Source organism: Streptomyces sp. NPDC058401 (assembly GCF_042722885.1).
Taxonomy (GTDB): domain Bacteria; phylum Actinomycetota; class Actinomycetes; order Streptomycetales; family Streptomycetaceae; genus Streptomyces.
The window spans coordinates 12,326-36,279 of record NZ_JBHXKA010000028.1 but is presented as its reverse complement, the minus strand read 5'-3'; the positions used below and the strand labels follow the sequence as shown (position 1 = coordinate 36,279).

Sequence of the window (23,954 nt, the reverse complement as noted above, 5' to 3'; positions counted from 1 at the left end):
ACGCCCGCCCGTCCCCGCGTCTCCACCTCACACTTTTCGTCCCCTTCGCAAGAATCCACTTGAAAGGCAGCAAACGGTGCCCGAAACCCTGACCACCCTGTCGACCGACTACCTCCCCGCGGTCCAGGCCGCCATAGCCGACGCCCTCGGCATCGACGAGGCCGAGGCCGTTCCCGACGCGACCCTCCTCGGGGCGCTGGGTGCCGAGTCCATCGACCTGCTCGACATCCTCTTCCGGCTGGAGCGCGTCACCAAGGTGAAGATCACCGTGGCCGACATCGCCAACCTGCTCCAGGGCGGAATCCCGGACGAGGAGTTCGGCGACGAGAACGAGGTCGTCAACGACACCGGCCTGACCCACCTGGAGAAGGTCCTGCCGCAGTTCGACCGCAACCAGCTCGCGGAGCCGCTGACCGCCGAAGGCGTCCTCGGCCTGTTCACCGTGCAGAACCTCACCGATCTGCTGACCGAGCGCGCCCACGCGGCCGCCGCAGCCTGACATCCCGTCCCGCATCCGCCCGGCTCCGGACCGCGGGGCCGGGCGGGTGCGGGGTGCGCCGGGGCCCGTATGGCGCCCGTCGGCCGCAGCAGCCAGGACGCCCACCTCGTAGCAGAAACGGGAAGAGACAGATGAAGCTGAAGGACCGCACCGCCCTGGTCACCGGTGCCTCGCGGGGCATCGGCCGGGCCATCGCCCTGGCCCTGGCCGAACAGGGGGCGGCCGTCGCAGTCAACTACCGCTCACGCCGGGAAGACGCCCTGGCGGTCGTCAAGGAGATCGAGGCGGCGGGCGGCCGGGCCGTGGCGATCGGAGCCGACGTCTCCGACCCCGCCGAGGCCGCCGAACTGGTCGCCGAGGCCATCCGACAGCTGGGCTCCCTGAACGTGCTGGTCAACAACGCGGGCACCAGCGACGACGGCCTGATCTACGATTCCGCGCCGGACGCCTGGCTGAACGTCATGAAGGTCAACTTCGGCGGGGCGTACCACTGCACGCACGCCGTCATGGAGCACTTCATGGCCCAGGGCGACGCCACCGTCGTCAACATCTCCTCCGCCATGGGCGAGCGCGGCTGGATCGGCCAGTCCAACTACTCCGCCTCCAAGGGCGCCCTGAACTCCTTCACCCGCTCCGCCGCGATCGAGCTCGCCCGGTTCGGCGTACGGGTCAACGCGGTCCTCGCCGGCTTCACCCCGACCGAACTGGTGGGCGAGGTGCTCCAGCGCGACGGGGGCAAGAGCATCAAGCGCCAGATCCCCCTGCGCCGCTTCGCCACCGTCGAGCAGGTCGCCGCCGCCGCCGTGTTCCTGGCCGGCCCGGACTCCGGCTACACCACCGGCGAACTGCTCACCGTCGACGGCGGATTCTCCGCACAGCTCGGCATCGGCCGCCCGTAGGACCGGAGGGAAGGGAACGGAAGAAGAGGCGAAGAGACGAAGATGCGATTCCATCTGATCGACCGGATCGAGACCTGGACCCCCCGCGAGCGGATCACCGCCCGCAAGGTCACCACCGTCGCCGAGGACTACTGGCAGGACACGGCGAACGGCCCGGCCCTGCCCTTCGGACTCGCGCTGGAGGCGCTGTGCCAGTCGGCCACCTGGCTGATCATGCTCAGCACCGACCACAAGCAGCGCGCGGCGCTGCTCGCGGTCGCAGAGGCCACCGCCCACCGTCCGGTGGTGCCCGGTGAGGTGCTCCGCATGGAGGCCAGGATCGAATCGATGAACGACGACGCCGCGATCCTCGACGGCACCGTCACCGTGGACGGCGAGACCGTCCTGGAAGCGAGCGGCATCATGTGCGCGCTCATCGACGCCGAGCGTCTCGACGACCCGGCGAACACGGCGCGCATGGCGCGACAGCTGCAGGGCGGAGGACCGGTCGGATGAAGCGCGTAGCGATCACCGGAATCGGGGCGGTCACCCCGCTCGGAAACGATGCGGACAGCACCTGGGAAGGCCTGGCCACCGGACGCAGCGGAGTGGGTCCGCTGACCACCTTCGACGCCTCCGGGTTCCCGGTGCGGATCGCCGCGCAGGTCAAGGACTTCGACGCGGCGGCCGCCATCCCGGCGAAGGTCGGGCGCAAGCACCTCTCGCGCGTCGGCCAGTTCGGCGTCGCGGCGGCCTGGGAGGCGGTCCGCTCCGCCGGGGTCGACGAGCTCCCCGAGGAGGTGTACGCCGCCGACGAGCGCGGGGTCGCCATGGGGGCCAGCGTCGGCCGTCCCGAACTCCAGGCGCTCCTCGACATCGGACACCTGCGGGCCACCACCGGCCAGGCGGACGCCTTCATCTGCCAGCCCCCCGCCCTCACCCTGACCGACGACCAGAACGTGCCCCTGGCCGCCATGGCCCGGATGGTCGGCGGCACCGGTCCGATGCTCGGCATCAGCACCGCCTGCGCCGGATCCGGGCACGCCATCGGGGAGGCGTACCGCGCCATCCAGGAGGGCGACGCGAAGCTGATGATCGCCGGCGGCTACGACTCGCTGACGACCTGGCTCGACCTGCTCGGCTTCAGCCTCCTCGGGGCCCTGACGGACCGGTACAACGACGACCCCGAGCACGCCTCGCGCCCCTTCGACGCGAACCGCAGCGGCTTCGTCGTCGGCGAGGGCGCCGTCGCGGTCGTCCTGGAGGACATGGACGCGGCCCGCGAACGCGGCGCCACCATCCTCGCCGAGGTCCTCGGCTACAGCTCCACCCTCAACGCCTACCGCATCACCGACTCCCCGCCGGACGGCTCCGGAGCCATCCAGGCCATGGAGGGGGCCATCGCCGAATCCGGCCTGGGCACCGCCGGCATCGACTACGTCGTGGCCCACGGCACCAGCACCCACGGCAACGACCAGTCGGAGACCACCGCCATCAAGAAGGTGTTCGGCGCCGACTCCCAGCGGATCGTGGTCAGCGCCCCCAAGTCCATGGCCGGCCACCTGACCTCGGCCAGCCTCGGCCTCGGCGTGCTCGCGGCCATCAACGCGATGCGCCACTCCCTGGTGTCGCCCACCGTCAACCTCGACCAGCCGGACCGCGGGCTCGACCTGGACTACGTACCGCACACCGCGCGCCCCATGGAGGTGTCGGCGGCCCTCGTCAACGCCTTCGCGTTCGGCGGCAGCAACACCAGCATCGTCATCGGCGCCCCGCAGGAGGACGCGTGAGCACCGCGACCGACGTGAGCCCCACGACCACCGCGACCACCGCGACCGAGACGGCCACCGCGACCGAGACGGCCACCGCGCCGAGCACCCCCACCGAAGTGCCCCCCGGCTTCGACCGCCTCGTGGAGCTCGTCCCGGGCGAACGGGCGGTCGCCGTCCGCAACATCCCCGCCACCCTGCCCGTCTTCGACCACCACTTCCCCCGCCACCCCATCCTCCCGGGCGTCCTGCTCCTGGAGAGCATGGCCGACCTCGCGAAGGCCGCCGCGGGCGGCGACCCGGCCGGATGGCGGCTCGCCTCCGTACGGGGCGTCCGCTGGAAGCACTTCGTGGCCCCCGGCGACCAGGTCGAGATCACCGTAGAGGTGACGGGACGCACGCCGCAGACGACCGACGTACGGACCACCGCCCGGGTCGAGGGCCGTGTGGTCGCCGCTGCTCGCCTCCTCGCCCTGGTGAGCGCAGAGAAGCCCAGGGAGGGCACAGCATGAGCGACGACAGGCGGCGCGTGATGGTGACCGGCATCGGTCTGATGACCGCGATCGGCCAGGGCGCCGCACCCACCTGGGAGAACCTCCTGGAGGGCCGCAGCGGCATCGGCCCGCTGCGCGCCTACGATCCGGCGCCGCTGCGCACCGGCATCGGCGCGGAGATACCCGACTTCGACCCCACGCAGTGGGCCAGCCGGCGCACCCTGCGCATGCTGTGCCGCGGGGACCAACTGGCCCTCGCGGGCGCCACCCTGGCGCTGCGCGACGCCGGCCTGGACGGCGAGAGCGACCTGGGCCAGCGCGCCGGGCTGTTCCTCGGCAGCAACAAGGAAATGCCCCGCATGGACGAGCTGATCGCCCAGCTCCAGGCGGTCCGCGCCGAAGACGGCACCCCCGACCTGTACAAGCTGGGCCAGACCGCCTCCTCGGTGATCGCCCCGCTGTTCTTCGTCGAGGGACTCCAGCCCGCGGCCGGCTTCCACATCTCCGAGAAGTACGGCATCCGCGGCGCCAACGCCTACTTCGCGGGCACCGCCGACGCAGGCGCCATGGCGATCGGCCGCGGCATGCGGACCGTACGCCGCGGCGAGGCCGACATCGTGCTCGCGGGCGGGTACGACGACGCCACCGGCTGGTGGGCCATGTCCAAGATGGACGGCCTCGGCGTCCTGTCCACCCGCACCGACCTCGGCCAGGAGGCCTTCCGCCCCTTCGACCGGGACCGCAGCGGCTCCGTGTTCGGCGAGGGCGCCGCCCTCCTCGTCCTGGAGGAACGCGAACACGCCCTGGCCCGCGGCGCGCACTGCTACGCCGAGGTCACCGGCTACGGCGCGGGCAACGACTGCGTACGCCCGCCCAGCCCGCAGGCCCGGGCCCGCGGCCTGTCCCGGGCCATCGTCCGCGCGCTCGACGACGCGGGCGGCGTCTTCCACGACGGCGGCTACATCGCCGCCCACGGCTGCGCCACCGTCCAGGGCGACGCCAGCGAGACCCTCGCCCTGCACGACGCGCTCGGTACGGCCGCCAAGGCGGCGCAGATCAGCAGCATCAAACCGCAGACCGGCCACCTGGTCGGCGGAGCCGGGGCACTGAACGCGGCCGTCACCGCGCTCGCCCTGGACTCCGGCATCGTCCCCGCCACGCAGAACCTGCACCACCCCGCCGACGAGTGCGACCTCGACTACGTACCGCTCACCCCGCGCGAAACGCGGCCCGACAGCGCGCTGGCCCTCGCCCGCGGCCTGGAGGGCCAGGCGGTGGCCATCGCCATGGGGCGGACCTCATGACGGACATACGCATACCCCCGGACGGAGAGCGGACATGACCGACGACATGTACGAGCACGACACCGTGCCGGACGGCACCGGCGGCCGGACCCGGACCGTGGTGGTCTGCGGCGTCGGCGCCGTGACCGCCCAGGGCGCCACCGCCACGGCGCTGTGGGAGGGCGTACGGGCCGGATACTCGGCCATCGGACCGGTGCGCGGCATGCCGATGGACTTCTACGGCACCGACATCGGCGGCGAGGTCCAGAGCGAGCTCGCCCCCGCCTACGACTACCTGGCCGCCTTCGGCGGACGCGAACGCGAGCCGGCCGTCGACTTCGCCCTGGCGGCGGCGCAGGAGGCCCTGGACCAGGCGGACCTCGGCGGCCTGCCCGCCGACCGCTGGGGCGTCTCCTTCGGCTCCTGCAACGGCGGGCTGCGCAGTGCGGAGAAGCTCGCCCGCAGAGCCCGGGCCGGCGGCGCCCCCGAGGACGACGGCCGGCACTACCTGCTGGTGCCCCCGCAGGCCATCGCGGAGGCCCTCAGCAGCGCCTTCGGCCTCAAGGGGCCGTCCCTGTCGGTGAACACGGCCTGCGCCTCGGGCGCCCACGCCATCGCCCACGCCGTCGAATCGATCCGCTCGGGGCACTCCGACGCCATGCTCGTCGGGGGCAGCGACGCCTTCACCGAGACGGCGTGGGCCGGGTTCACCAGCCTCCAGTCGCTGTCCAGCAAGCCGGCCGCCCCGTACTCCAAGGACCGCGACGGCCTCTCGCTGGGCGAGGGCGCGGGCATGCTCGTCCTGGCCGAGGAGTCCGTGGCCCGCGCCGCGGGCGCCCCGATCCTCGCCGAGGTCCTGGGCTACGGGCTCTCCGCCGACGGCTACCACGCCACCGCCCCGCACCCCAAGGGCGAGGGCGCGGCCCGTGCCATCCGCGGCGCGCTGACCTCCTCCGGCCTCACCCCCGAGGACGTCGGCTACATCAACGGCCACGGCACCGGCACGCCCAAGAACGACTCCGCCGAGAGCAACGCGGTCCGCGCCGCCCTGGGCGAGGCCGCCGAGAAGACCCCGCTCAGCAGCTCCAAGTCGATGATCGGCCACCTGCTGGGCGCCGCCGGGGCCGTCGAGGCCATCGTCACCGTCCGGGCGCTGGTCGAACAGATCGCCCCGCCCACGGCCAACTTCACCGGTGTGGACCCCAAGTGCGGCCTGGACGCCGTGCCCGACGCCGGGCGCCCGCACGCCATGGACGCCGCGCTCTCGAACAACTTCGCCTTCGCCGGGGCCAACGCGTGCGTGGCCTTCGGCCGGCCCGACGCCCGGCGGTTCACCGCCGAGGTCCCGCCCGCCGGCGAGAAGGTGGTGGTCACCGGCTTCGCCGCGATCACCTCGGCCGGGACCGGCGCCGAGGCGCTGTGGCGGGCCTGGAGCGATGGCAGCCCGCTGGGCGCGGAGGAGGACGGACTGCGCGTCGCGCGCGCGGACTTCGACGCGGCGGCGCACACCACACCCGCCGAGCGGCGCCGCATGGACCGCCTCGGCCAGCTCGCCGTGGCCTCCTGCCGCGTCGCCCTGGAGCACGCCGGCCTCACCGCCGACGAGCGGGTCGGCGTCGTCCTGGGCACCGGACTGGGCCCGATGCGCAGCATCGAGGACTTCCTGCAGCCCGTCCTCGACATCTGCCCCACCTACGGCAGCCCCGCGGTGTTCCCCAACACCGTCTTCAACGCCGCCGCCGGCCAGGTCGCCATGAACGTCGGCGCCAAGGGCCCCACCTCCACGGTGACCACCGGTCACGCGGCCGGGGCCTCGGCCCTCACCGTCGCCTACGACCTGCTGCTCCAGGGCCGCGCGGACGCCGTGCTCTGCCCGGCGGTGGAGGACCTCTCCCCGGGCGTACTGGCGGCCTACCGCGGCCTGCCCCTCTTCGGGGACGCGGCCTACACCCTGTCCGAAGGGGGCATCGCCCTGGTCCTGGAGCGCGAGTCGAGCGCCCTGGCCCGCGGCGCCCGGATCCTGGCCGAGTTCGCGGGACACGCCACCACCTGCGACGCCCAGGGCATCGGCCGCTGGGACGCCGAGGGCGAGGGCGTGGAGCGGGCCATGCGCGGAGCCCTGGCCCACGCGGGCGTCCAGCCGGGCGAGCTGACCGGGATCTGGGCCAACGCGGCCGGTCTGGAACGCGCCGACGGCCCCGAGACGCTGGCCGCCGGCCGGCTCGACGGAGCCGGCTCCGTCCCGGTCCACACCCCCAAGCGGACGCTCGGCGAGCCGGCCGGCGCGGGAGCACAGCTGGCGGCCGTACTCGCCCTCACGGGCTGGGACAACGGCCTGGACAGCGGGCCGGTCCTCATCAACAGCTCCTCGCTCGGGGGGACCCACATCAGCCTCGTCCTGCGTCCCGCTACGGAGAACTGACCATGTCACCCAGCACCGACCGACACGTATCGATCCTCGCCACCGGCGCCCACCTGCCGGGCGACCCCCTCGACAACGACGCCCTGGCCCGGGTCTGCGGCCCGCTCCCCGACGACGTCCTGGAAGGCATCCAGGTCAAACGCCGCCACTGGATGGTGGACCCGGCCACCGGAGAACACCGTACGAGCACCTCCGCCATGGCCACCGCCGCCGCCCGCCAGGCCCTGGAGCGGGCCGGCGTGGAGGCGGCCGAGGTCGACCTCATCGTGCTCTCCACCGCCAGCCCGGACTACCTCCTGCCGGTCGCGGCCACCTACGTCCAGGAGCAGCTCGGCCTGGCCGACTGCGCGGTGATCGAGGTCCGCGCCGGCTGCGTGGGCGCCGTCCAGGCCTTCGACATCGCCCGGCGCCTGCTGGCCGACGGCACCTACCGCACCGCGCTCGTCATCGGCGCCGAGTCGGTCTCCCCGCTGCTCGCCCCCGTCTTCCTCGGCCGCGACCCGCACAAGGTGCGGATGCGCGACCGGCTCACCGTCTACACCTTCGGCGACGGGGCCGGGGCCGTGGTGCTGCGCGGCGGCGAGGAGGGCTCGGCCCACGAGGGCAGCCGCCAGGTGTTCGCCACGCGGTCCATGGGCGGCGCCCGCAAGCCCGGCATGCTGATCGTCGGCGGCGGCACCGACGCCCCGCTGCACGAACAGCAGCAGCGCACGCGGCTGATGGACATCAAGCTCGACATCCCCGGCACCGCCCAGTTCGGCCCCAAGGTCTTCGTGGAGGGCATCCACGACATGCTGCGCCGCTCGGGGCTCGCCCTCTCCGACATCGACGCATGCGTGCTGCCCGAGGGCAACGCCGAGTACTTCGCGAGCGAGTACGGCACGGCCGGACTGTCCGCCGAGGACCAGGCCACCCTGAGCAAGATCATCGTGGAGAACCTCACCGACGTGGGAGCCACCGGCTCCGCCGCGGTCCCCCTCGCCCTGGACGCCGGCTGGACCGAGGGCCGCATCCGGCCCGGGGACACCGTGCTGCTGCTCGCGATCGAGGCCAGCCGCTACCTGTACGCGGGACTCACCCTCACCTGGGAAGCACCCTTCCCCACCAGTTAAGGCCTTCCCCACCAGTTAAGGACGGAACGTGTCGATACAAGAGACGGTGCGCAGCGCGGTGAGCGTGGAGGAGCGCAACAAGAAGACCATCCGTGCGGTCTTCGACACCTTCGTGAACCGGGGCGACTTCTCCATCGTGGAGGAGATCTACAGCCCCGACATGGTCGACCACCAGCCGCTGCCGGGTGCGCCCGAGGGGCTGGAGGGGGTCAAGTACACCATCGCGGGCCTGCGCGAGGGCTTCCCCGACCTGCACGTGACCATCGAGGACATGAGCGCCCACGGCGATCACGTCGTCATCCACAACACCTGGCGCGGCACCCACCGGGGCGAGTTCCTCGGCATGCCGCCCACCGACCGCTACATCGAGTTCCAGGGCGTGGTGGTCTGGCGCCTCCTGGACGACGGCCTGATCGCCGAACGCTGGGGCATCGGCGTCGAGTCCAACATGCTCTCCGTCCTCGGCATGCGGCGCCTCGCGCCCTCCTCGCGCGGCGCCGCCCGCGCCGCCGCGCGCCGGACCGTCGAGCCCGCCACCGTACTGCTGCCGCTCCCCGAGGGCGGCGCCGCGCGCTGGAAGGACGTACAGGCGGAGTTCTCCGGGCCGCGGCTGAGGGAGTACGAGGCCTCCCGGCGCAGGGCCGGCATCCTCCAGGAGTCCTTCGCCCTCCAGCGCCTCGGCGACCGGGACGTGCTGGTGCACCGGGTCGAGGCACGCGATCCGGCAGGGGCCGCGAAGCGGCTGGGCCAGTCCCGCGACGCCTTCGACGTATGGCTGCGCGAGGCCGCGGCCGGGGCGCTCGGCGCCGACCCCTGGGAGGCCTTCGCCGCGGGGAACGCGGGGGAGCAGGAGCACGCCTGGTCCTCCGTCACGAGCGAACTGAGCTCCGCGGCCTGACCGCAGCGACACGACGGGTCGCCGCCCTCCCGGCCCAGCCTCGAGGGCGGCTCCGGCAGTTCTCTAGTCTAGCTCTGCTAGGATTTCTAGCGTCGATAACTACCGCGGAAGGCGCATGATGATGCGGCAACGAAAGCTCGGCAGCCAGGGGCTGACGGTCTCCGAGCAGGGTCTCGGATGCATGGGCATGACCTTCGCCTACGGCCCGGCCGACGACCAGGAGGCCCTGCGTACGGCCCACCGGGCCTTCGAACTCGGCGTGAACCTCCTCGACACCTCGGACTTCTACGGTCCGCACACCAACGAGGAGTTCGTCGCCAAGGTCATCGCGGGCCGGCGCGACGAGGTGGTCGTCGCCTCCAAGGTCGGCAACGAGGTCACCCCGGACGGGCAGATCACCGGCAGGCAGAACGGCCGCCCGGAGTACATCCGCGCGGCGATCGAAGGCAGCCTGCGCCGGCTCGGCACCGACCGGATCGACCTCTACTACCTGCACCGGGTCGACCCCGACGTACCGGTCGAGGAGACCTTCGGCGCCCTCGCCGAGCTGGTGGCCGCAGGCAAGGTCCGCCACCTCGGCATCTCCGAGGCGGCCGCCCCGACCATCCGCCGCGCCCACGCCGTCCACCCGCTCACCGCCGTCCAGACCGAGTACTCGCTGTCCACCCGCGACGTCGAGGTCAACGAGGTCCTGGCGACGGTCCGCGAGCTCGGCATCGGCTTCGTCGGCTACAGCCCGCTCGGCCGGGGCCTGCTGACCGGCGCCATCCGCAACCTCGACAACCTGGCCGCGCACGACTTCCGCCGGGTGGCCCCCCGCTTCCAGAAGGACAACCTCGACGCCAACCTGCACGTCGTCGAGCAGCTGGAGGCCCTGGCCACGGCCAAGGGGATCACCACCGGACAGCTCGCGCTGGCCTGGGTACTGGCCCAGGGCGACGACGTCGTCGCCATCCCCGGCACCAAGCGGGTGAAGTACCTGGAGGAGAACATCGCCGCCAGTGCCGTCGCGCTGAGCGCCGACGACCTCGCGGCCCTCGACCGGATCGCCCCCCACGGCAGCACGGTGGGCGACCGCTACCCCGCCGGCGCCATGGCCACCGTTGACGGCTGACCCGTCCATCCCAACGTGAGTGAGTGAATGACCATGGCGAACATCACGATCATCGGCGGCGGTCTGGCCGGCCTGGCCGCGGCGATCTCCGCCGCGGAGCAGGGTGCGCGCGTCACCGTCCACGAGGCCCACTCGCACCTGGGCGGGCGCGCCCGGTCGGCCTCGGCCCCCTACGTCACCAACGACGGCCCGCACACCATCATGGACAACGGGCCCGTCTGGCACTGGCTGCTCCAGCGCGGCCTGGCCGGCCGCTACGTACGGCTGTCGTTCCACGAGTGGACCCGGATGCGCTTCCGGCACCAGGGCAAACTGCGGATGACCCTGCCGAACGGCTACATGAAGATGTGCTGGCTCCACCGGGACATCGAGGTCCCGATCGACCGCTCCTTCCAGGACTGGGCGAGCGAGCGCTTCGAGCAGCAGACCGTCAACGAGGCCCTCGGCTTCCTCGGCCCCATCCTCTTCGACGGGGACCCGGGCCGGCTGTCCGCGGCCTTCGTCTGGGAGCGGCTGCTGCGCGTGGGCACCCCCCGCTTCCCGCTGCCCAGCCGCTACTTCATCGGTGGCTGGGGCACGGTCGTCGAGCGCATGGAGCGGGTGGCCAAGCGGCACGGCGTCGTCATCGAGACCGGATCGCGGCTCACCGAACTGCCCACCGACGGACCGGTGATCGTCGCCACCTCGCTCGCCTCGGCCCGCAGCCTGCTCGGCGACAGCTCGCTGGACTGGCCCAGCGGCACCTCGGCTCTGCTTGACATGGCCGTGACACGTTCGAAGAAGGACGGCAACGTCTCCTTCGACATGGACGAGGGCGGGTTCACCTCCCAGTACTCCGACCACGACCCCTCGCTCGCCCCGAAGGGCGAGGCCCTCTTCCAGGGAGCCATGCCGCTGCGTCCCGGCGAGTCCAAGAACGAGGCGCTGGCCCGGCTGGAGAAGCTCTTCGACCTCACCACCCCGGGCTGGCAAGACCGCATCCTGTGGCGCCGCGACGGAGTCTCCCGGGGCCGCACCGGAGCCCTCGACCTGCCCGGCCTGAGCTGGCGCGACCGCCCCGCCGTCGACCGCGGGGACGGCGTCTACCTGATCGGCGACGCCGTCGCCGCCCCCGGCATCCTCGCCGAGACCTCGATCAACAGCGCCGTGCACGCCGCCGGACTCGCCGTCGCCGCCAAGCCGGTGACACGGCGCACCGCCGTCGGCAGCCTGCGCTGAGAACCCCTCCCCTCTTCCCACTCCACCCTCCAAAAAGGGGCGGCACATGAGAATCACGCTTTCCGAGCGAGGCACTCCCGACTGGCTGGTCGCCGCAGACCTTTCCCAGAAGGTGTTCGCCAAGCAGTACAAGGCCAGCATTTCTCCCGACCCGGACAGCTTCCTCGCCTTCTTCGAGGACTCCGAGGACGGAACCGAGGAAGCCCTCGCCTGTGCGGGCCTGTCCTTCCCCGAGGGCGAGGGGCCCATCCTGCTGGAGCGCTACCTCGACGCTCCCGTCGAGGAGGTCATCAGCGCCTCCGTCGAATCTCCGGTCAAGCGCTCCCAGGTCATGCAGGTCGGCAACATCTCCTCGATCCGGGCCACCGCCGGCGCCGAGATCATCAAGGCCATCCCGCTGGTCATGGCCTGCCTCGGCCGGCCCTACGCGGTCATGACGATGACCCACCGGCTCGCCGCCCTGATGAAGCGCCTCGGCGTCGTCTTCCACCCCCTCGCCGACGCCTCGCCCGACCGGCTCTCCACCGAGGAGGCCGCCGCCTGGGGCTCGTACTACGAGACCCGGCCGATGGTCGGGTACGCCATAGCCGCCGAGCAGAGCACGCTGCTGCTCGCCGCGATCGGCCGCTACTGCTTCGAGACGATCGACATGCGGTTCGTCAGCAACCGCCCGGAGGCGAAGGTGCTGACCCGTGCCGCGTGACACATCCCGGGTGTCCCTCGCCGGGAGACTGCTGGAACAGGCGGACAGTGACGCCGTGATGGTGCGCGTGCTCACCGCCGCCGGACCGGATGGCGCCGGACCGGACGCCGCCGGACCGGACCGCGCCGGACCGGACGCCGCCGCCGCCGGGACCGCGGCCTCCTGGAGCTACCGCGAGATCATCGGCGCCGCCCTCGTCTGGGCCCGGCGCCTCGAACGCTGGGCCGGGGAGCACGGCCGCCCCGCCCGCGTGGGACTGCTCGCCGAGAACTCCCCCGAGTGGGTCGTCGCCGACCTCGCCCTCCTGTTCGGCGGAGCCGTGGAGATCCCGGTCCCCACCGCCTTCACCGCCGAGCAGGCGGCCTCCCTCCTGGAGAGCGCCGACCTCTGCCTCGTCGACGACGGCGGCGCCCGCGCCCTGGAGCGCTGGACCGGCACCGACGGGACCGCCGTCCTGCCGGCCGGCTGCCCGGTGACCCCCGTCCGCCTGCCCGAACTGCTGGCCGAAGCCCCCGCCGCGGCGCCCCGCCCCGAAGTCCCCGAGCAGGACGCGGTCGTCAAGGTCATCCACACCTCCGGCACCACCTCGGCCCCCAAGGGGGTACGGATCCGCCGGCACGGCCTGGACGAGCTGCTGACCTCGCTGCGGGCACGGATCCGCCCGGCCGACTTCGAGCGCTACCTCTCGGTCGTGCCCCTGAGCCTGCTCATCGAGCAGGTCGCCGGGCTCTACATGCCCTTCCTCACCGGCGGTTCGGTGTCCTTCCTGCCGCCCGGCACCGCACTGGTCGGCACCGCCGCCGACGCCGGCCCCCGGATGCTCGGCCTGCTGCGCCAGGCCCGGCCCACCGCCCTCGTCGTACCGCCCACGGTCGCCGCCCTGTTCCTCGCGCTGTGCGACGAGCGGCCCGAGGAGGGCGTGCGCGAACGCCACCAGCGGATCTTCGGCCACGACGGCCCGGTCTTCATCGCCTGCGGCGGAGCCCCCGTGCCCGCGGAGGTGCTGCGGCGCCTGGACGCGTACGGACTCACCGTCCACGAGGGCTACGGGCTCAGCGAGAACTCCTCGGTGGTCTCCTGGAACGTCCCCGGCGAGGTCCGGTTCGGCACCGTGGGACGCCCGCTCGACCACGTCAAGGCCGAACTGGCCGACGACGGCGAACTGCTGATCCACAGCACCTCCCTCTTCGCCGGGTACACCCGGGAGGACCCCTCCAGCGTCGTCGTGGACGAACAGGGCCGGCTGCACACCGGCGACCTCGCCGAGATCGACGAGGACGGATACCTGCGGATCACCGGCCGCAAGAAGAGCATGGTGATCACCGCGAGCGGGCGCAACGTCTCTCCGGAGTGGGTCGAGTCCCGCTACCGCGAGCTCGGCTTCGTCCGCGAGGCCGCGGTCGTCGCCGACGGGCTCGAACAGGTCCACGGCCTCTTCGTCGTCGACGCCGGCCTGGACCACGCCACCGCACGGCGCCGGATCGACGCGTTCGGCCGCGAACGGCTCTCTGGCATCGAACGCGCCGCCGTCATCCACCTCATGCCCGAGGACGACCCCGGATACGCCACCTGCTTCACCGTCACCGGACGCCCCCGGCGCGACGTCGTACGGGCCCACGTCCTGCGCCTCCACACCGACCACCACCCCACCGACCACCACCACACCGAGCCCCACCACGCCGAGAAGAACCTGGAGAAGGCATGACCTCCGCCGTCATCACGACCGCCGTCCCGACCACCGCTGTCAGGACCACCCCCTACGGCACCGGCACCGGACTGCTCGTGGAGCCCGTCGAGGGCGGAAGCCTCGCGGACATCGACCCGAAGGTCCTGCGCGAGCTGCTGGCGGAGGCGGGCTTCCTGCTGCTCCGCGGCTTCACCTCCGACATGGCGAGCTTCACCGCCCTGGTACAGGCCACCTCCACGTCCACCACCCTCGACCCCGCCCGCGACTTCTACTCCGAGGTCGCCCAGAAGGTGGACGCCGGCTTCGACGAGGTCGGCCTGCACACCGAGAACGGCAACAGCCCCTTCCGCTCCCACCTCGCCTGGTTCTTCTGCGAGAAGGCCGCCTCCTCCGGCTCCCAGACCACCGTCTGCGACGGCTACCGCGTCTGGGACGCCTTCAGCCCGGCGGCGCGCGAGGCCTTCGCCGCGCAGGACATCGTCTACAGCCGCTACGTCGCCGAGGCCCAGTGGCGCGCCATGGCCCACCACCTGCTCGGCGGCACCAAGCCCGCCGGGGAGATCGACGTCGAGGAACTCATCGCCCTCGGCGACCGGACGCCCGGCACCAGGATCGTGGCCCAGGAGGACGGCGGAGTCCGCTACTCCTTCCGGACCCCCGCCGCCGGCCGCACCGTCTTCGCCGAGCGGCCCTCCTTCGCCAACAGCATCCTGGGCCCCTCCTTCAACTACGAGAAGCCGAAGATCACCTTCGCCGACGGCACCGAGCTGTCCGCGGAACTGCTGGCCGAGGTCGAGGCGGTGACGGCCCGGCTCACGGAGAACCTCGACTGGCAGGACGGCGACGCCGCCCTCATCGACAACACCCGGGTCATGCACGGCCGCCGGGCCATCACCGATCCGAACCGCACCATCTTCAACGCCCTCAGCTACGTCGAGGCCCCCGCCGCCTGACCGTCCGTACCGAACCGTCCGTACCGATGGGAGACACATCCGATGGCACGCTCCGGAGACACCCTGCACATGGGGGACGACCGGCTCACCTTCCTGGCCACGGCGGCCGACACGGACGGCGCCTACCTGGAAGTGGAGGTCGACTACGCGAGCGCCGCCCACATGCCGCCCGCGCACTACCACCCGAAGCAGACCGAGCTCTTCCGCGTGCAGAGCGGGCAGATCAACGTCCGGCTCGACGGCACCCTGCACACCTACAGCGCGGGCGCCGAGTTCCACATCCCGCCGGGCGTGGCCCACTCGATGTGGAACGACGGTCCGGAGCGGGCCCGGATGACCTGGCGCGTCACCCCCGCCTACCGGACCGAGCAGCTCTTCGAGACCCTGTGGGGGCTGGCCGGTGAAGGCAGGCTGCGTCCCGACGGCACCCCCTTCCTGCAGATGCCGCTGCTCGCCCTGGGCTTCCGTGACGAGTACCGGGCCGTCACCGGCCGCCCCCACGCCGTCGACATGGCCCTGTCCACCCTGCTCGCGCCGGTCGGCCTGGCCTGCGGCTACCGCCCCACCTACCGCCCGCCGCAGCGCACCGGCCAGGACCGGACCGCCGCCTGACCAACCTGCCCGACCACCGCTTTCGCCCGTACGTCCACCCGCACGAACCGGCATTCGAGCGGGACGCGAGGGCGCGCCGAGGCGTGCCTCCTAGCGTCAGCCGCATCAGAAGACGGTCACTGCGTGGAGGAAATGTCATGGCCATGGAGCACGAGTTCATCCTGCCCGGTGCGGACCTGCCCCAGCCCGATGCCGACCTGCGCAAGAAGCGCGAAGCGGTCATCCTGGAGCACACGGTCGCCGAGATCGCCTGGGACATCGACGGTGTGCTCGCCACCTTCCCGCGCGGCGGCGTCTACCGCATCCAGGCCTTCGAGGAGGGCCCGCTGATCGGCGCGGAAGCCATCAAGAAGGGCTACTTCGCCGAGCTCCAGGCCGCGTTCCCCAACCTGGAGCACGAGCTGCACCACGTGCACCACACCCCCACCGCGGTCATCCTCGAAGCGCAGGCGCGCGGCAAGCAGGAGGCGGACTGGCGGGGCATACCCAACCTCGGCAAGTCCATCGACGCCCCGGTCGCCGTCTTCTTCCACTTCGACGGCGACGTGCTGGTCGACGAGACCCTCTACTTCGACATCGCCACCTTCCAGCGTCAGCTCGGCTGACCGGGTACCCCCTTCGCGCTGATGCGGGGCCCCGTACCGACGCCGGTGCGGGGCCCCGCAGCGTTGCGGCGCCCCACCGGAACTCAAGTTGAACTTGAGGTTCCGTCCGTAGCGTCGTGAGCGCCGGCTCGGCATGTGTCACCCTCCAGAAAGGAAGCTCTGAATGAGCGCCGTCAACTCCCCAGCCTCGGGCGGTGGAAACAAGAAGGTGGTCTTATGGGCCATCATCACCACCAGCGTCGCCTCCTTCATGGCCGGGCTCGACCAGCTAGTGATCATCACGGCGCTGCCGACCATCAAGGACAAACTCGGCGGCAGCCTCACGGACCTGGAATGGACGGTCAACGCCTACACGCTGTCCTTCGCAGTGCTGATGATGTTCGGCGCCGCACTCGGTGACCGCTTCGGCCGGCGCAAGGTCTTCTCCCTGGGCCTGCTGCTGTTCACGGGGGCCTCGGCCGCCGCGGCGCTCGCTCCCGGCATCGAGGAGCTGATCGCGGCACGTGCCGTCCAGGGCGCGGGCGCGGCGATCATCATGCCGCTGTCGGTGACCCTGCTGACCGCCGCGGTCCCCGCGGAGAAGCGCGGTACGGCGCTCGGCATCTGGGGCGCCGTCAACGGACTCTCGGTCGCCGCCGGCCCGCTCGTGGGCGGCGCCATCGTCGAGCACCTCTCCTGGCAGTGGATCTTCTGGCTGAACGTGCCGATCGGACTGGTCCTCGCGCCGGTCTCGATGCGCATGCTGGCCGAGAGCAAGATCTCCGGCTCCCGGCTCGACGCCGTCGGCACCGTCCTGGCCAGCCTCGGCCTCTTCGGCATCGTCCTCGGCCTGATCAAGGGCCACGGCGACGGCTGGACCTCGCCGCTGGTGCTCGGCTCCATGATCGGCGGCGCCGTCGTGATGGTGCTGTTCGTCGTCTGGGAGAACCACACCGAGCACCCGATGGTGCCGATGCGGCTGTTCCGGATCAAGGCGTTCACCGCGATCAACCTGGCCGGCGCCCTGATGTCCGTCGGCATGTTCGGCGCGATCTTCCTGATGACCCAGTTCTTCCAGAGCATCCAGGGCTACAGCGCCATGGAGACCGGCGTCCGGCTGCTCGCCTGGACCGCCATGCCGATGGTCGTGGCCCCGCTCGGCGGCATGGTCTCCGACCGCATCGGCGGCAAGCCGGTGGTCACCCTCGGCCTCGCCATGATGACGGCCGGCATGGTCTGGTGGGCCTTCGTCCTCGAACCGGGCACCTCCTACGTCGCCCAGCTGCCCTCCCTGATGATCTGCGGCGCGGGCATGGCCCTCTTCTACGCGCCGCTGATGAACCTGACCATGGGTTCGGTCAAGGAGCACGAACAGGGCATCGCCTCCGGCGTCACCGCCGCCACCCGCGAGGTCGGCGCGGCCCTCGGCGTGGCCCTCCTCGCCTCGATCTTCAGCGCCAACGGCGGGTACGCCTCGCCGCAGAACTTCGTCGACGGCCTCGTCCCCGCCATGTGGGTCGGCGCCGCCGCGGTGGCCGCCGCGACCCTGTCCATGCTGATCGCCCCGGGCCGCAAGGCAGGCGGCCCGCCGGTGGCGCAGTCCGCGTCCACGGCACCGTCCGCGTCCCAGTCCGCCCCGGCGCCGGCCACCGGCACCGCCGGAGCCGCTGCCGCCGCCGAGGAGTCCGCACCGGCCGCGGTGCGCTGAGGCGCAGCCCCGTAGGCACCCCGACGGCCTCCGCGCCCGCGCGCGGAGGCCGTCGCCATGTCCGCTCCAGCCCGCTCCGAGCGCTGCCGGAGCCGGCCACCACAGACTCTGACCCGGCCCGCAGTCCACCCCTTACGACAACGAACCGAGGAAACATGCCCATTGAGGAGATGAAGATCCAGGACGCCTTCCGGATCACGCCGTCGCCGCTGTCGGACAACCGCGGCAGGTTCTTCGAGGCCTGGCGCATCGGCGAACTGACCGAGCTGACCGGCCAGCCGTTCACCGTGAAGCAGGTCAACTTCTCGGTCTCGCGGCGCAACACGCTCCGCGGCATCCACGGCACGACGCTGCCGCCCGGCCAGGCCAAGCTGGTGACCTGCGTACGGGGCGCGGCCCTCGACGTGGTCGTGGACCTGCGGGTCGGCTCGCCCACCTTCGGGATGTTCGACACCACCCTCCAGGAGGCCGATTCGGGCATCGGCGTCTACCTCGCGGACGGCCTCGGCCACGCGTTCCTCGCCCTGACCGAGGACACCTGCATGAACTACCTCTGCTCCGAGGAGTACGTGCCCGGCACCATGGTGGACATCCAGGCGCTCGACCCGGAGATCGGCATACCGTGGAACGGCTCGGAGCCGTTCATCAGGTCCGAGAAGGACGCCGCCGCGCCGAGCCTCTCGCAGGCCGTCGCCCTCGGCCTGCTCCCGACGTACCAACAGGCCGTCGCCTCCTACGGGGAGTCCTACGCGAACCGCCCCGCCGGCTGACCCGGACGCACGACGAAGACGCGGCGGGCGCCGTACCTGCCCGCCGCGTCCTCGTCGTGCCCCGCCGGCCCCGTCAGGACAGGGCGGCCCGCTGCTGGAGCGGCTCCCACCAGGCGCGGTTGTCCCGGTACCAGGCGAAGGTCTCCGCGAGCCCCTCGGCGAAGTCCCTGCGCGGCCGGTAGCCCAGCTCGGCCGAGATCTTCGAGCAGTCCACCGAGTAGCGCAGGTCGTGCCCCAGCCGGTCGGCGACGTGCTCGACGCTGTCCCAGCCCGCACCGGCCAGGTCCAGGAGCAGCGTGGTCAGCTCCTTGTTGCTGAGCTCCGTACCGCCGCCGATGTTGTACACCTCGCCGGGCCGGCCGCCGGTGCGCACCAGCTCCAGGCCCTGGACGTGGTCGTCGATGTGCAGCCAGTCCCGGACGTTGAGCCCTTCCCCGTACAGGGGGACGCGCAGTCCGTCGAGGAGCCGGGTGGCGAACAGCGGGATGACCTTCTCGGGGAAGTGGTGGTGCCCGTAGTTGTTCGAGCAGCGCGTGACCCGCACGTCGAGTCCGTGCGTGCGGTGGTACGACAGCGCGACGAGGTCGGAGGAGGCCTTCGAGGCCGCGTACGGGGAGTTGGGCCGCAGCGGATCGCTCTCCGGCCAGGACCCCTCGGACACCGAGCCGTACACCTCGTCCGTGGAGACGTGCAGGAAGCGCGCGCTGCCGCCGGGGCGGCGCAGCGCCGCGTCCAGCAGGGTCTGGGTGCCCAGCACGTTCGTGGTGATGAACTCGCCGGCGCCGAGGATGGAGCGGTCCACGTGGGACTCGGCGGCGAAGTGCACCACCTGCTCGTGCCCGGCCACCAGCTCCCGCACCAGCTCCGTGTCACAGATGTCGCCCTGCACGAACCGGAAGCCGGCGTGCCCGCGGACCGGGTCGAGGTTGGCGGGGTTGCCCGCGTACGTCAGCTTGTCCAGCACCGTGATCTCCACGTCGCCCGGCCCCTCGGGGCCCAGCAGCGTACGGACGTAGTGGGAGCCGATGAACCCGGCTCCGCCGGTCACCAGGATGCGTGTCGTGGTCATGAGGATATCTGCACCTTGCTGTGGTCTCCGAGGACGAGCCGGTGGGCGGCGGGCACCGCCGGGGCCGGCGTCACCTCCGCATGGCGTCCGATGATCGAGGCCTCCACCCGGCTGACGCCGCGCACCGAGGCCCCGTCCAGGACGATGGAGAACTCGATCTCGCTGTCGACGATCCGGCAGTCCCGGGAGATCGAGGTGAAGGGGCCGATGTAGGAGCCCGAGACCACCGCGCCCTGCCCGATCACCACCGGACCCACGATGCGCGATCCGGTCACCCGGGCGCCCTCGTCGATCTGGACCCGCCCGATGATCTCGCTCTCCTCGTCGACCTCGCCGCGGGTGTGCGGTTCGGCGAGTTCGAGGACGGAGCGGTTGACCTCCAGCATGTCGGTGACGTTCCCGGTGTCCTTCCAGTAGCCGGAGATCGTCGTGGAGCGGACGTCCTCGCGGGCGTCGATCAGCCACTGCAATGCGTGGGTGATCTCCAGCTCCCCGCGCCAGGACGGCTCGATGGAGCGCACGGCCCGGTGCACGGCACTGGTGAACAGGTAGACCCCGACGAGCGCGAGATTGCTCTTGGGGAACTCCGGCTTCTCCTCCAGCCCCACCACCCGGCCGTCGGGGCCCAGCTCGGCCACCCCGAAGGCCCTCGGGTCGGAGACCTCGGTGAGCAGGATCTGCGCGGCCGGCCGCTCCGCCTGGAAGGCCTCGACGAGGCCGCGGATGCCGCCGACGATGAAGTTGTCCCCGAGGTACATGACGAAGTCGTCGTCGGCGAGGAACTCGCGGGCGATCACCACGGCATGGGCCAGGCCCAGGGGCGCGGACTGCGGGATGTAGGTGACCTGCAGCCCGAACTTCGACCCGTCGCCGACGGCCTCCCTGATCTCCTCGGCGGTGTCCCCGACGACGATCCCGACCTCGGTGATGCCGGCGTCGGCTATCGCCTCCAGGCCGTAGAAGAGCACCGGCTTGTTGGCCACGGGAACGAGCTGCTTGGCTGATGTGTGGGTGAGGGGGCGCAGGCGGGTTCCGGCCCCGCCGGAGAGCACGAGAGCTTTCATGGCACCGAAGGCTAGGACCGGGCACTTGAGCCGGGGTGGGGGCCGGGCACGATCCGAAAGGGGCGGCCCGGCCGTGCAGGCGTCCTCCAGAACGGCTCGACCGGTGGTGGGGATCCTCGGACCACCGACGCGAGAGCCCGAGAGAGGCACCCCGATATGTCTGACAACCACCGCGAACTCATCCAGCGCTTCGTGGACATGATCAACCGTCACGACGTGAGCACGATGGCCGAGCACACCGCTCCCGGACACATCGACCACAACCCGATCGTCGCGGACGGCATCGAGGCCAACACCGCCTTCTTCCAGCAGATCTTCGACGCCTTCCCGGACGTCAAGATCGTCGTGCACGACCTGATCGCCGACGGCGACCGGATCGTCGGCCGCTTCGAGTACTCGGGCACCCACCAGGGCGTCTTCTTCGGCATACCGGCCACCGGCCGCACCCTGACCTTCCAGACGATCGACATCTGGCGCGTCGAGGACGGCCTGCTCGCCGAGCACTGGGACCAGCTCGACGTGGCCGGCATGTTCCACCAGCTGGGCGCCGACTTCTACGCGGGCCAGGGCGAGTAGCGCCCGCCCGCAGGACGGCCGACGGGCCGGTGCACGCGGTGGACCCCACCGCCCGCACCGGCCCGTCGGCCGTCCCGCCGCCGTCAGAACGAGGCGGCGCGCTCCACCTCGTCCACCAGCCGGGCATGGGCCAGGATCGCCTCCGTGTGCGGCGTGAAGTCCTCCCCGCACAGCACGGCCCGGGCGAACACGCCGGCGATGTTCGTGAAGTGCCGGTCCGCCGCGAGCGGGATCTCCGTGACCGTGCCGCCCCGCTCGACCCGGAGCACGGGCGTGAGCTCGTCCGGCGTACTGAAGGCACGCTCCAGACGCAGCCTTCCCTCACTGCCCCACAGCCCGTAGCCGCTGCGGTACCCGTGCTCGACCCCGTACGCGAGCTGCGCCGCCACCCCCGACGGCGCCACGAGCAGCGCACTGCCCGAGGGCTGCGGACCGTACGGGCTGTCCGGGCGCACCTGCGCACCCGCCACCCGCAGTCCGTCGCCGAGGAAGAGCCGCGCGGCGCGGATCGGGTACGCGGCGACCTCCGGCAGGGTGCTCGCACGCCGCGGCAGGCCCTGCGGCCCCGCGTCGGGGCGCAGCGGGATGCCGAACTCCGAGCCGAAGAGCTGGACCTCACCGATCAGGCCCTCCGCCACCAGCCGCCGCACCTCCGCGTGCTGGGAGTGGTGGAGGAACATGAAGTTCTCCATCAGCAGCAGCCCGCTCTCACGGGCGAAGGACACGGCCTTCTCCGCGTCGGCCAGCCGGGTCGCGAACGGCTTCTCGCACAGCACGTGCTTGCCGGCGGCCAGCGCCCGCAGCGTCCACTCCACGTGCAGCTCGGGCGGCAGCGGCACGTACACCGCGTCCACGTCGTCCCGCTCCAGGAGCTCCTCGTACCCGGCCACGGCGACGCCGCCGAACCGCGCGGTGAACTCCCGCGCCCGCTCGATGCCGCGGCTGGCCACCGCCGTCACCTCGACGAGCGGCTGCTGCGCCATCGAGGGCAGCATGCGGCGCCCGGCGATGTCCGCACACCCCAGCACACCGATCCGCAGCCGCCCGGCCCTCGGCTCCGCCCCGCTCCCGCTTCCGTCCCCGTTCCCGCTCACAGTCCGTACTCCCCGTCCAGCGCCCGGGTCGCGCGCAGGCTGGTCAGCAGCGTCCTGGCCTCGATGTTCAGGTAGTTGCTGTGCCGCAGCAGGCCCGCGAGCTGTCCCGGAGTCACCCAGAGGAAGTCCTCGGGAACGTCGAGGGGGAACTCGTCCCCCACCTCGACGAGCACGTAGCGGTTGCCCGCGTGGTGGAAGCGGCCGCCCTCCTCGGACTGCACCGTGTCGTACAGCAGCCGGCCCTGACCCCGAAGGACCAGTTCCAGGTAGCGCGGCCGCTGCTCCGGGGGCAGGGTCAGCGCCCGGGCCGGCTGGCACTGCACGGTCGGGCCCAGCTCCGCCACGTCCAGGACGCCCGCCTCGGACCTGGCCTGCGCGAGCAGGTGCGTCACCCCGCCGATCCGGCGCACCAGGAAGGCGGCGAGCCCCTGCTCGGCCGGGGCGATCAGCGGCTGGGTCCAGCTCTTCACCTCGCGGTTCGCGGCCTGCACGGAGGCGGCGATGACGCTGAAGTGATGCCCCGTCTCGTGCTCGATCGCGTACTCCGTGCGCTGCCAGCGCTGTACGTCCGACAGCGGCATGGTCGTCTGCACCAGCTCCCGCAGCGCCTTGATCTCGGTGAGCCGGTTCAGCAGGTGCTCCGTGCTGTGCAGCGGAGTGCCTTCGCTGGCGAACGAGGGGATCAGCGACAGCACCGTGCGCGCGTCCATGTTGACCACGTTGGACTCGTTCAGCAGCTGGTGGATCTGGCCGAGCGTCAGCCACACGAAGTCCTCGTGCTCCGGCACGTCGCCGATGGCCTCCACGACCATGTTCCGGTTGCGCTTGCGCAGGAACCAGGAACCCTGCTCGGACTGGAGCGAGTCGTACAGGACCCGCGAGCCCACCCGCGGCGGCCGGAAGTACTCGATGTAGTTGACGGCCGCGCCCTTGTGCACGCCGGTGTAGTTGCTCCGCGTGGCCTGCACGGTGGGGGACAGCTGCACCGTCTCGATGTTCCCGGGCTCCATCTTGGCCTGCATCAGGCAGTGCAGGACGCCGTCGAACTCCTTGACGACGATGCCCAGGATGCCGATCTCGGGCTGGTTGATGATCGGCTGCGACCAGGAGGCGCCGTACCCGTTCCACTCCGTCCGCACGTCCAGCCCCACGACGGAGAAGAACCGGCCGCTGTCGTGGACGAGGTTCCCCGTGGACTCCTCGAAGTGCCAGCCGACCAGCTCGGAGAAGGGGATGCGCCGGACGTCGTACCGGTTGGTCCGCCGCTGCTCGGCGAACCACGCGCGGAACACCGGGTTGGGCGTCACCGCACTGTCGAGGGTCTGGGCCGACAGCGTGAACCGTCGCCCGAGACTCGGAACGAGGCCCGCGGGCACCGTCTGGGCTGTGATCATCAATGGCTCCTTCGCCTTGTTCCGCATGCCCAGGGGCAGGCGGCCGCATCGCG

Annotated in this window: 23 protein-coding genes; 19 read left to right on the top strand and 4 right to left on the bottom strand. The window is 71.8% G+C overall.

Annotated features, from left to right (window positions below):
* Window positions 1-76 precede the first annotated feature (76 nt).
* The 18 genes from ACFWNV_RS13350 (at window position 77) to ACFWNV_RS13265 (ending at window position 18,704) form a co-directional block, all read left to right on the top strand.
* The gene (locus tag ACFWNV_RS13350) at window positions 77-499 is read left to right on the top strand and encodes an acyl carrier protein (RefSeq protein ID WP_383945116.1); all 423 of its coding nucleotides are present in this window, start codon (window positions 77-79) and stop codon (window positions 497-499) included.
* A 131-nt stretch (window positions 500-630) separates the two neighbouring features.
* Window positions 631-1,398 (top strand): SDR family NAD(P)-dependent oxidoreductase, encoded by a 768-nt coding sequence (locus ACFWNV_RS13345; protein WP_266914467.1) that lies wholly within the window; start codon window positions 631-633, stop codon window positions 1,396-1,398.
* Window positions 1,399-1,440: 42 nt separating this feature from the next.
* Window positions 1,441-1,893, top strand: a complete 453-nt coding sequence (locus ACFWNV_RS13340; RefSeq protein WP_383945112.1) for a 3-hydroxylacyl-ACP dehydratase — start codon at window positions 1,441-1,443, stop codon at window positions 1,891-1,893.
* Window positions 1,890-3,167, top strand: a complete 1,278-nt coding sequence (locus ACFWNV_RS13335; RefSeq protein WP_383945109.1) for a beta-ketoacyl-[acyl-carrier-protein] synthase family protein — start codon at window positions 1,890-1,892, stop codon at window positions 3,165-3,167. Before ACFWNV_RS13340 ends, ACFWNV_RS13335 begins: the two co-directional genes overlap by 4 nt.
* Window positions 3,164-3,658, top strand: coding sequence for a 3-hydroxyacyl-ACP dehydratase FabZ family protein (locus tag ACFWNV_RS13330; RefSeq protein ID WP_383945106.1), 495 nt, complete (start codon window positions 3,164-3,166; stop codon window positions 3,656-3,658). The genes ACFWNV_RS13335 and ACFWNV_RS13330 overlap by 4 nt, the downstream gene beginning before the upstream one ends.
* Window positions 3,655-4,944 carry a beta-ketoacyl-[acyl-carrier-protein] synthase family protein gene (locus tag ACFWNV_RS13325; protein ID WP_383945103.1) on the top strand — a complete coding sequence of 430 codons (1,290 nt, stop codon included), beginning with the start codon at window positions 3,655-3,657 and terminating at the stop codon, window positions 4,942-4,944. Before ACFWNV_RS13330 ends, ACFWNV_RS13325 begins: the two co-directional genes overlap by 4 nt.
* Window positions 4,945-4,978: 34 nt before the next feature.
* Entirely contained in the window at window positions 4,979-7,345 is a 2,367-nt protein-coding gene (locus ACFWNV_RS13320) for a beta-ketoacyl synthase N-terminal-like domain-containing protein (RefSeq protein WP_383945100.1), read from the top strand.
* 2 nt (window positions 7,346-7,347) lie between these two features.
* Window positions 7,348-8,457 (top strand): 3-oxoacyl-ACP synthase III family protein, encoded by a 1,110-nt coding sequence (locus tag ACFWNV_RS13315; RefSeq protein ID WP_383945097.1) that lies wholly within the window; start codon window positions 7,348-7,350, stop codon window positions 8,455-8,457.
* Between the two features lie 28 nt (window positions 8,458-8,485).
* Complete coding sequence (locus tag ACFWNV_RS13310; protein WP_383945095.1) at window positions 8,486-9,355, top strand: ester cyclase; 870 nt, start codon at window positions 8,486-8,488, stop codon at window positions 9,353-9,355.
* 121 nt (window positions 9,356-9,476) lie between these two features.
* Entirely contained in the window at window positions 9,477-10,469 is a 993-nt protein-coding gene (locus ACFWNV_RS13305) for an aldo/keto reductase (protein ID WP_383945092.1), read from the top strand.
* A 33-nt stretch (window positions 10,470-10,502) separates the two neighbouring features.
* Window positions 10,503-11,687: an FAD-dependent oxidoreductase gene (locus tag ACFWNV_RS13300; protein WP_383945089.1), complete on the top strand. Its 1,185-nt coding sequence runs from the start codon at window positions 10,503-10,505 to the stop codon at window positions 11,685-11,687.
* Between the two features lie 46 nt (window positions 11,688-11,733).
* Window positions 11,734-12,390: a thermostable hemolysin gene (locus ACFWNV_RS13295; RefSeq protein WP_383945086.1), complete on the top strand. Its 657-nt coding sequence runs from the start codon at window positions 11,734-11,736 to the stop codon at window positions 12,388-12,390.
* Entirely contained in the window at window positions 12,380-14,095 is a 1,716-nt protein-coding gene (locus ACFWNV_RS13290) for an AMP-binding protein (protein ID WP_383945083.1), read from the top strand. Before ACFWNV_RS13295 ends, ACFWNV_RS13290 begins: the two co-directional genes overlap by 11 nt.
* Complete coding sequence (locus ACFWNV_RS13285; RefSeq protein ID WP_383945080.1) at window positions 14,092-15,030, top strand: TauD/TfdA family dioxygenase; 939 nt, start codon at window positions 14,092-14,094, stop codon at window positions 15,028-15,030. Before ACFWNV_RS13290 ends, ACFWNV_RS13285 begins: the two co-directional genes overlap by 4 nt.
* Window positions 15,031-15,072: 42 nt before the next feature.
* The gene (locus tag ACFWNV_RS13280) at window positions 15,073-15,642 is read left to right on the top strand and encodes a cupin domain-containing protein (RefSeq protein WP_383945078.1); all 570 of its coding nucleotides are present in this window, start codon (window positions 15,073-15,075) and stop codon (window positions 15,640-15,642) included.
* Between the two features lie 137 nt (window positions 15,643-15,779).
* On the top strand, window positions 15,780-16,247 hold the full coding sequence (locus ACFWNV_RS13275) for an ester cyclase (protein WP_266886876.1): 468 nt from the start codon (window positions 15,780-15,782) through the stop codon (window positions 16,245-16,247).
* A gap of 163 nt (window positions 16,248-16,410) precedes the next feature.
* Window positions 16,411-17,934, top strand: a complete 1,524-nt coding sequence (locus ACFWNV_RS13270; RefSeq protein ID WP_383945075.1) for a DHA2 family efflux MFS transporter permease subunit — start codon at window positions 16,411-16,413, stop codon at window positions 17,932-17,934.
* Window positions 17,935-18,089: 155 nt separating this feature from the next.
* Window positions 18,090-18,704, top strand: coding sequence for a dTDP-4-dehydrorhamnose 3,5-epimerase family protein (locus ACFWNV_RS13265; RefSeq protein ID WP_383945072.1), 615 nt, complete (start codon window positions 18,090-18,092; stop codon window positions 18,702-18,704).
* Between the two features lie 73 nt (window positions 18,705-18,777).
* On the opposite strand, the gene rfbB is transcribed toward ACFWNV_RS13265, so the two are convergent.
* The gene (rfbB, locus tag ACFWNV_RS13260; RefSeq protein WP_383945069.1) at window positions 18,778-19,773 is read right to left on the bottom strand and encodes a dTDP-glucose 4,6-dehydratase; all 996 of its coding nucleotides are present in this window, start codon (window positions 19,771-19,773) and stop codon (window positions 18,778-18,780) included.
* A complete protein-coding gene (locus ACFWNV_RS13255; RefSeq protein WP_383945066.1) occupies window positions 19,770-20,837 on the bottom strand; it encodes a glucose-1-phosphate thymidylyltransferase in 1,068 nt (355 codons plus the stop codon). Before ACFWNV_RS13255 ends, rfbB begins: the two co-directional genes overlap by 4 nt.
* Before the next feature lie 156 nt (window positions 20,838-20,993).
* Between ACFWNV_RS13255 and ACFWNV_RS13250 the strand changes: the two genes are divergently transcribed.
* Window positions 20,994-21,413: an ester cyclase gene (locus ACFWNV_RS13250; RefSeq protein WP_383945063.1), complete on the top strand. Its 420-nt coding sequence runs from the start codon at window positions 20,994-20,996 to the stop codon at window positions 21,411-21,413.
* Window positions 21,414-21,496: 83 nt separating this feature from the next.
* On the opposite strand, the gene ACFWNV_RS13245 is transcribed toward ACFWNV_RS13250, so the two are convergent.
* Together ACFWNV_RS13245 and ACFWNV_RS13240 are read right to left on the bottom strand one after the other, a co-directional pair.
* Window positions 21,497-22,507 carry a Gfo/Idh/MocA family protein gene (locus ACFWNV_RS13245; RefSeq protein ID WP_383945061.1) on the bottom strand — a complete coding sequence of 337 codons (1,011 nt, stop codon included), beginning with the start codon at window positions 22,505-22,507 and terminating at the stop codon, window positions 21,497-21,499.
* Window positions 22,504-23,901, bottom strand: a complete 1,398-nt coding sequence (locus tag ACFWNV_RS13240) for an NDP-hexose 2,3-dehydratase family protein (protein WP_383945059.1) — start codon at window positions 23,899-23,901, stop codon at window positions 22,504-22,506. Before ACFWNV_RS13240 ends, ACFWNV_RS13245 begins: the two co-directional genes overlap by 4 nt.
* Between the last annotated feature and the right edge of the window lie 53 nt (window positions 23,902-23,954).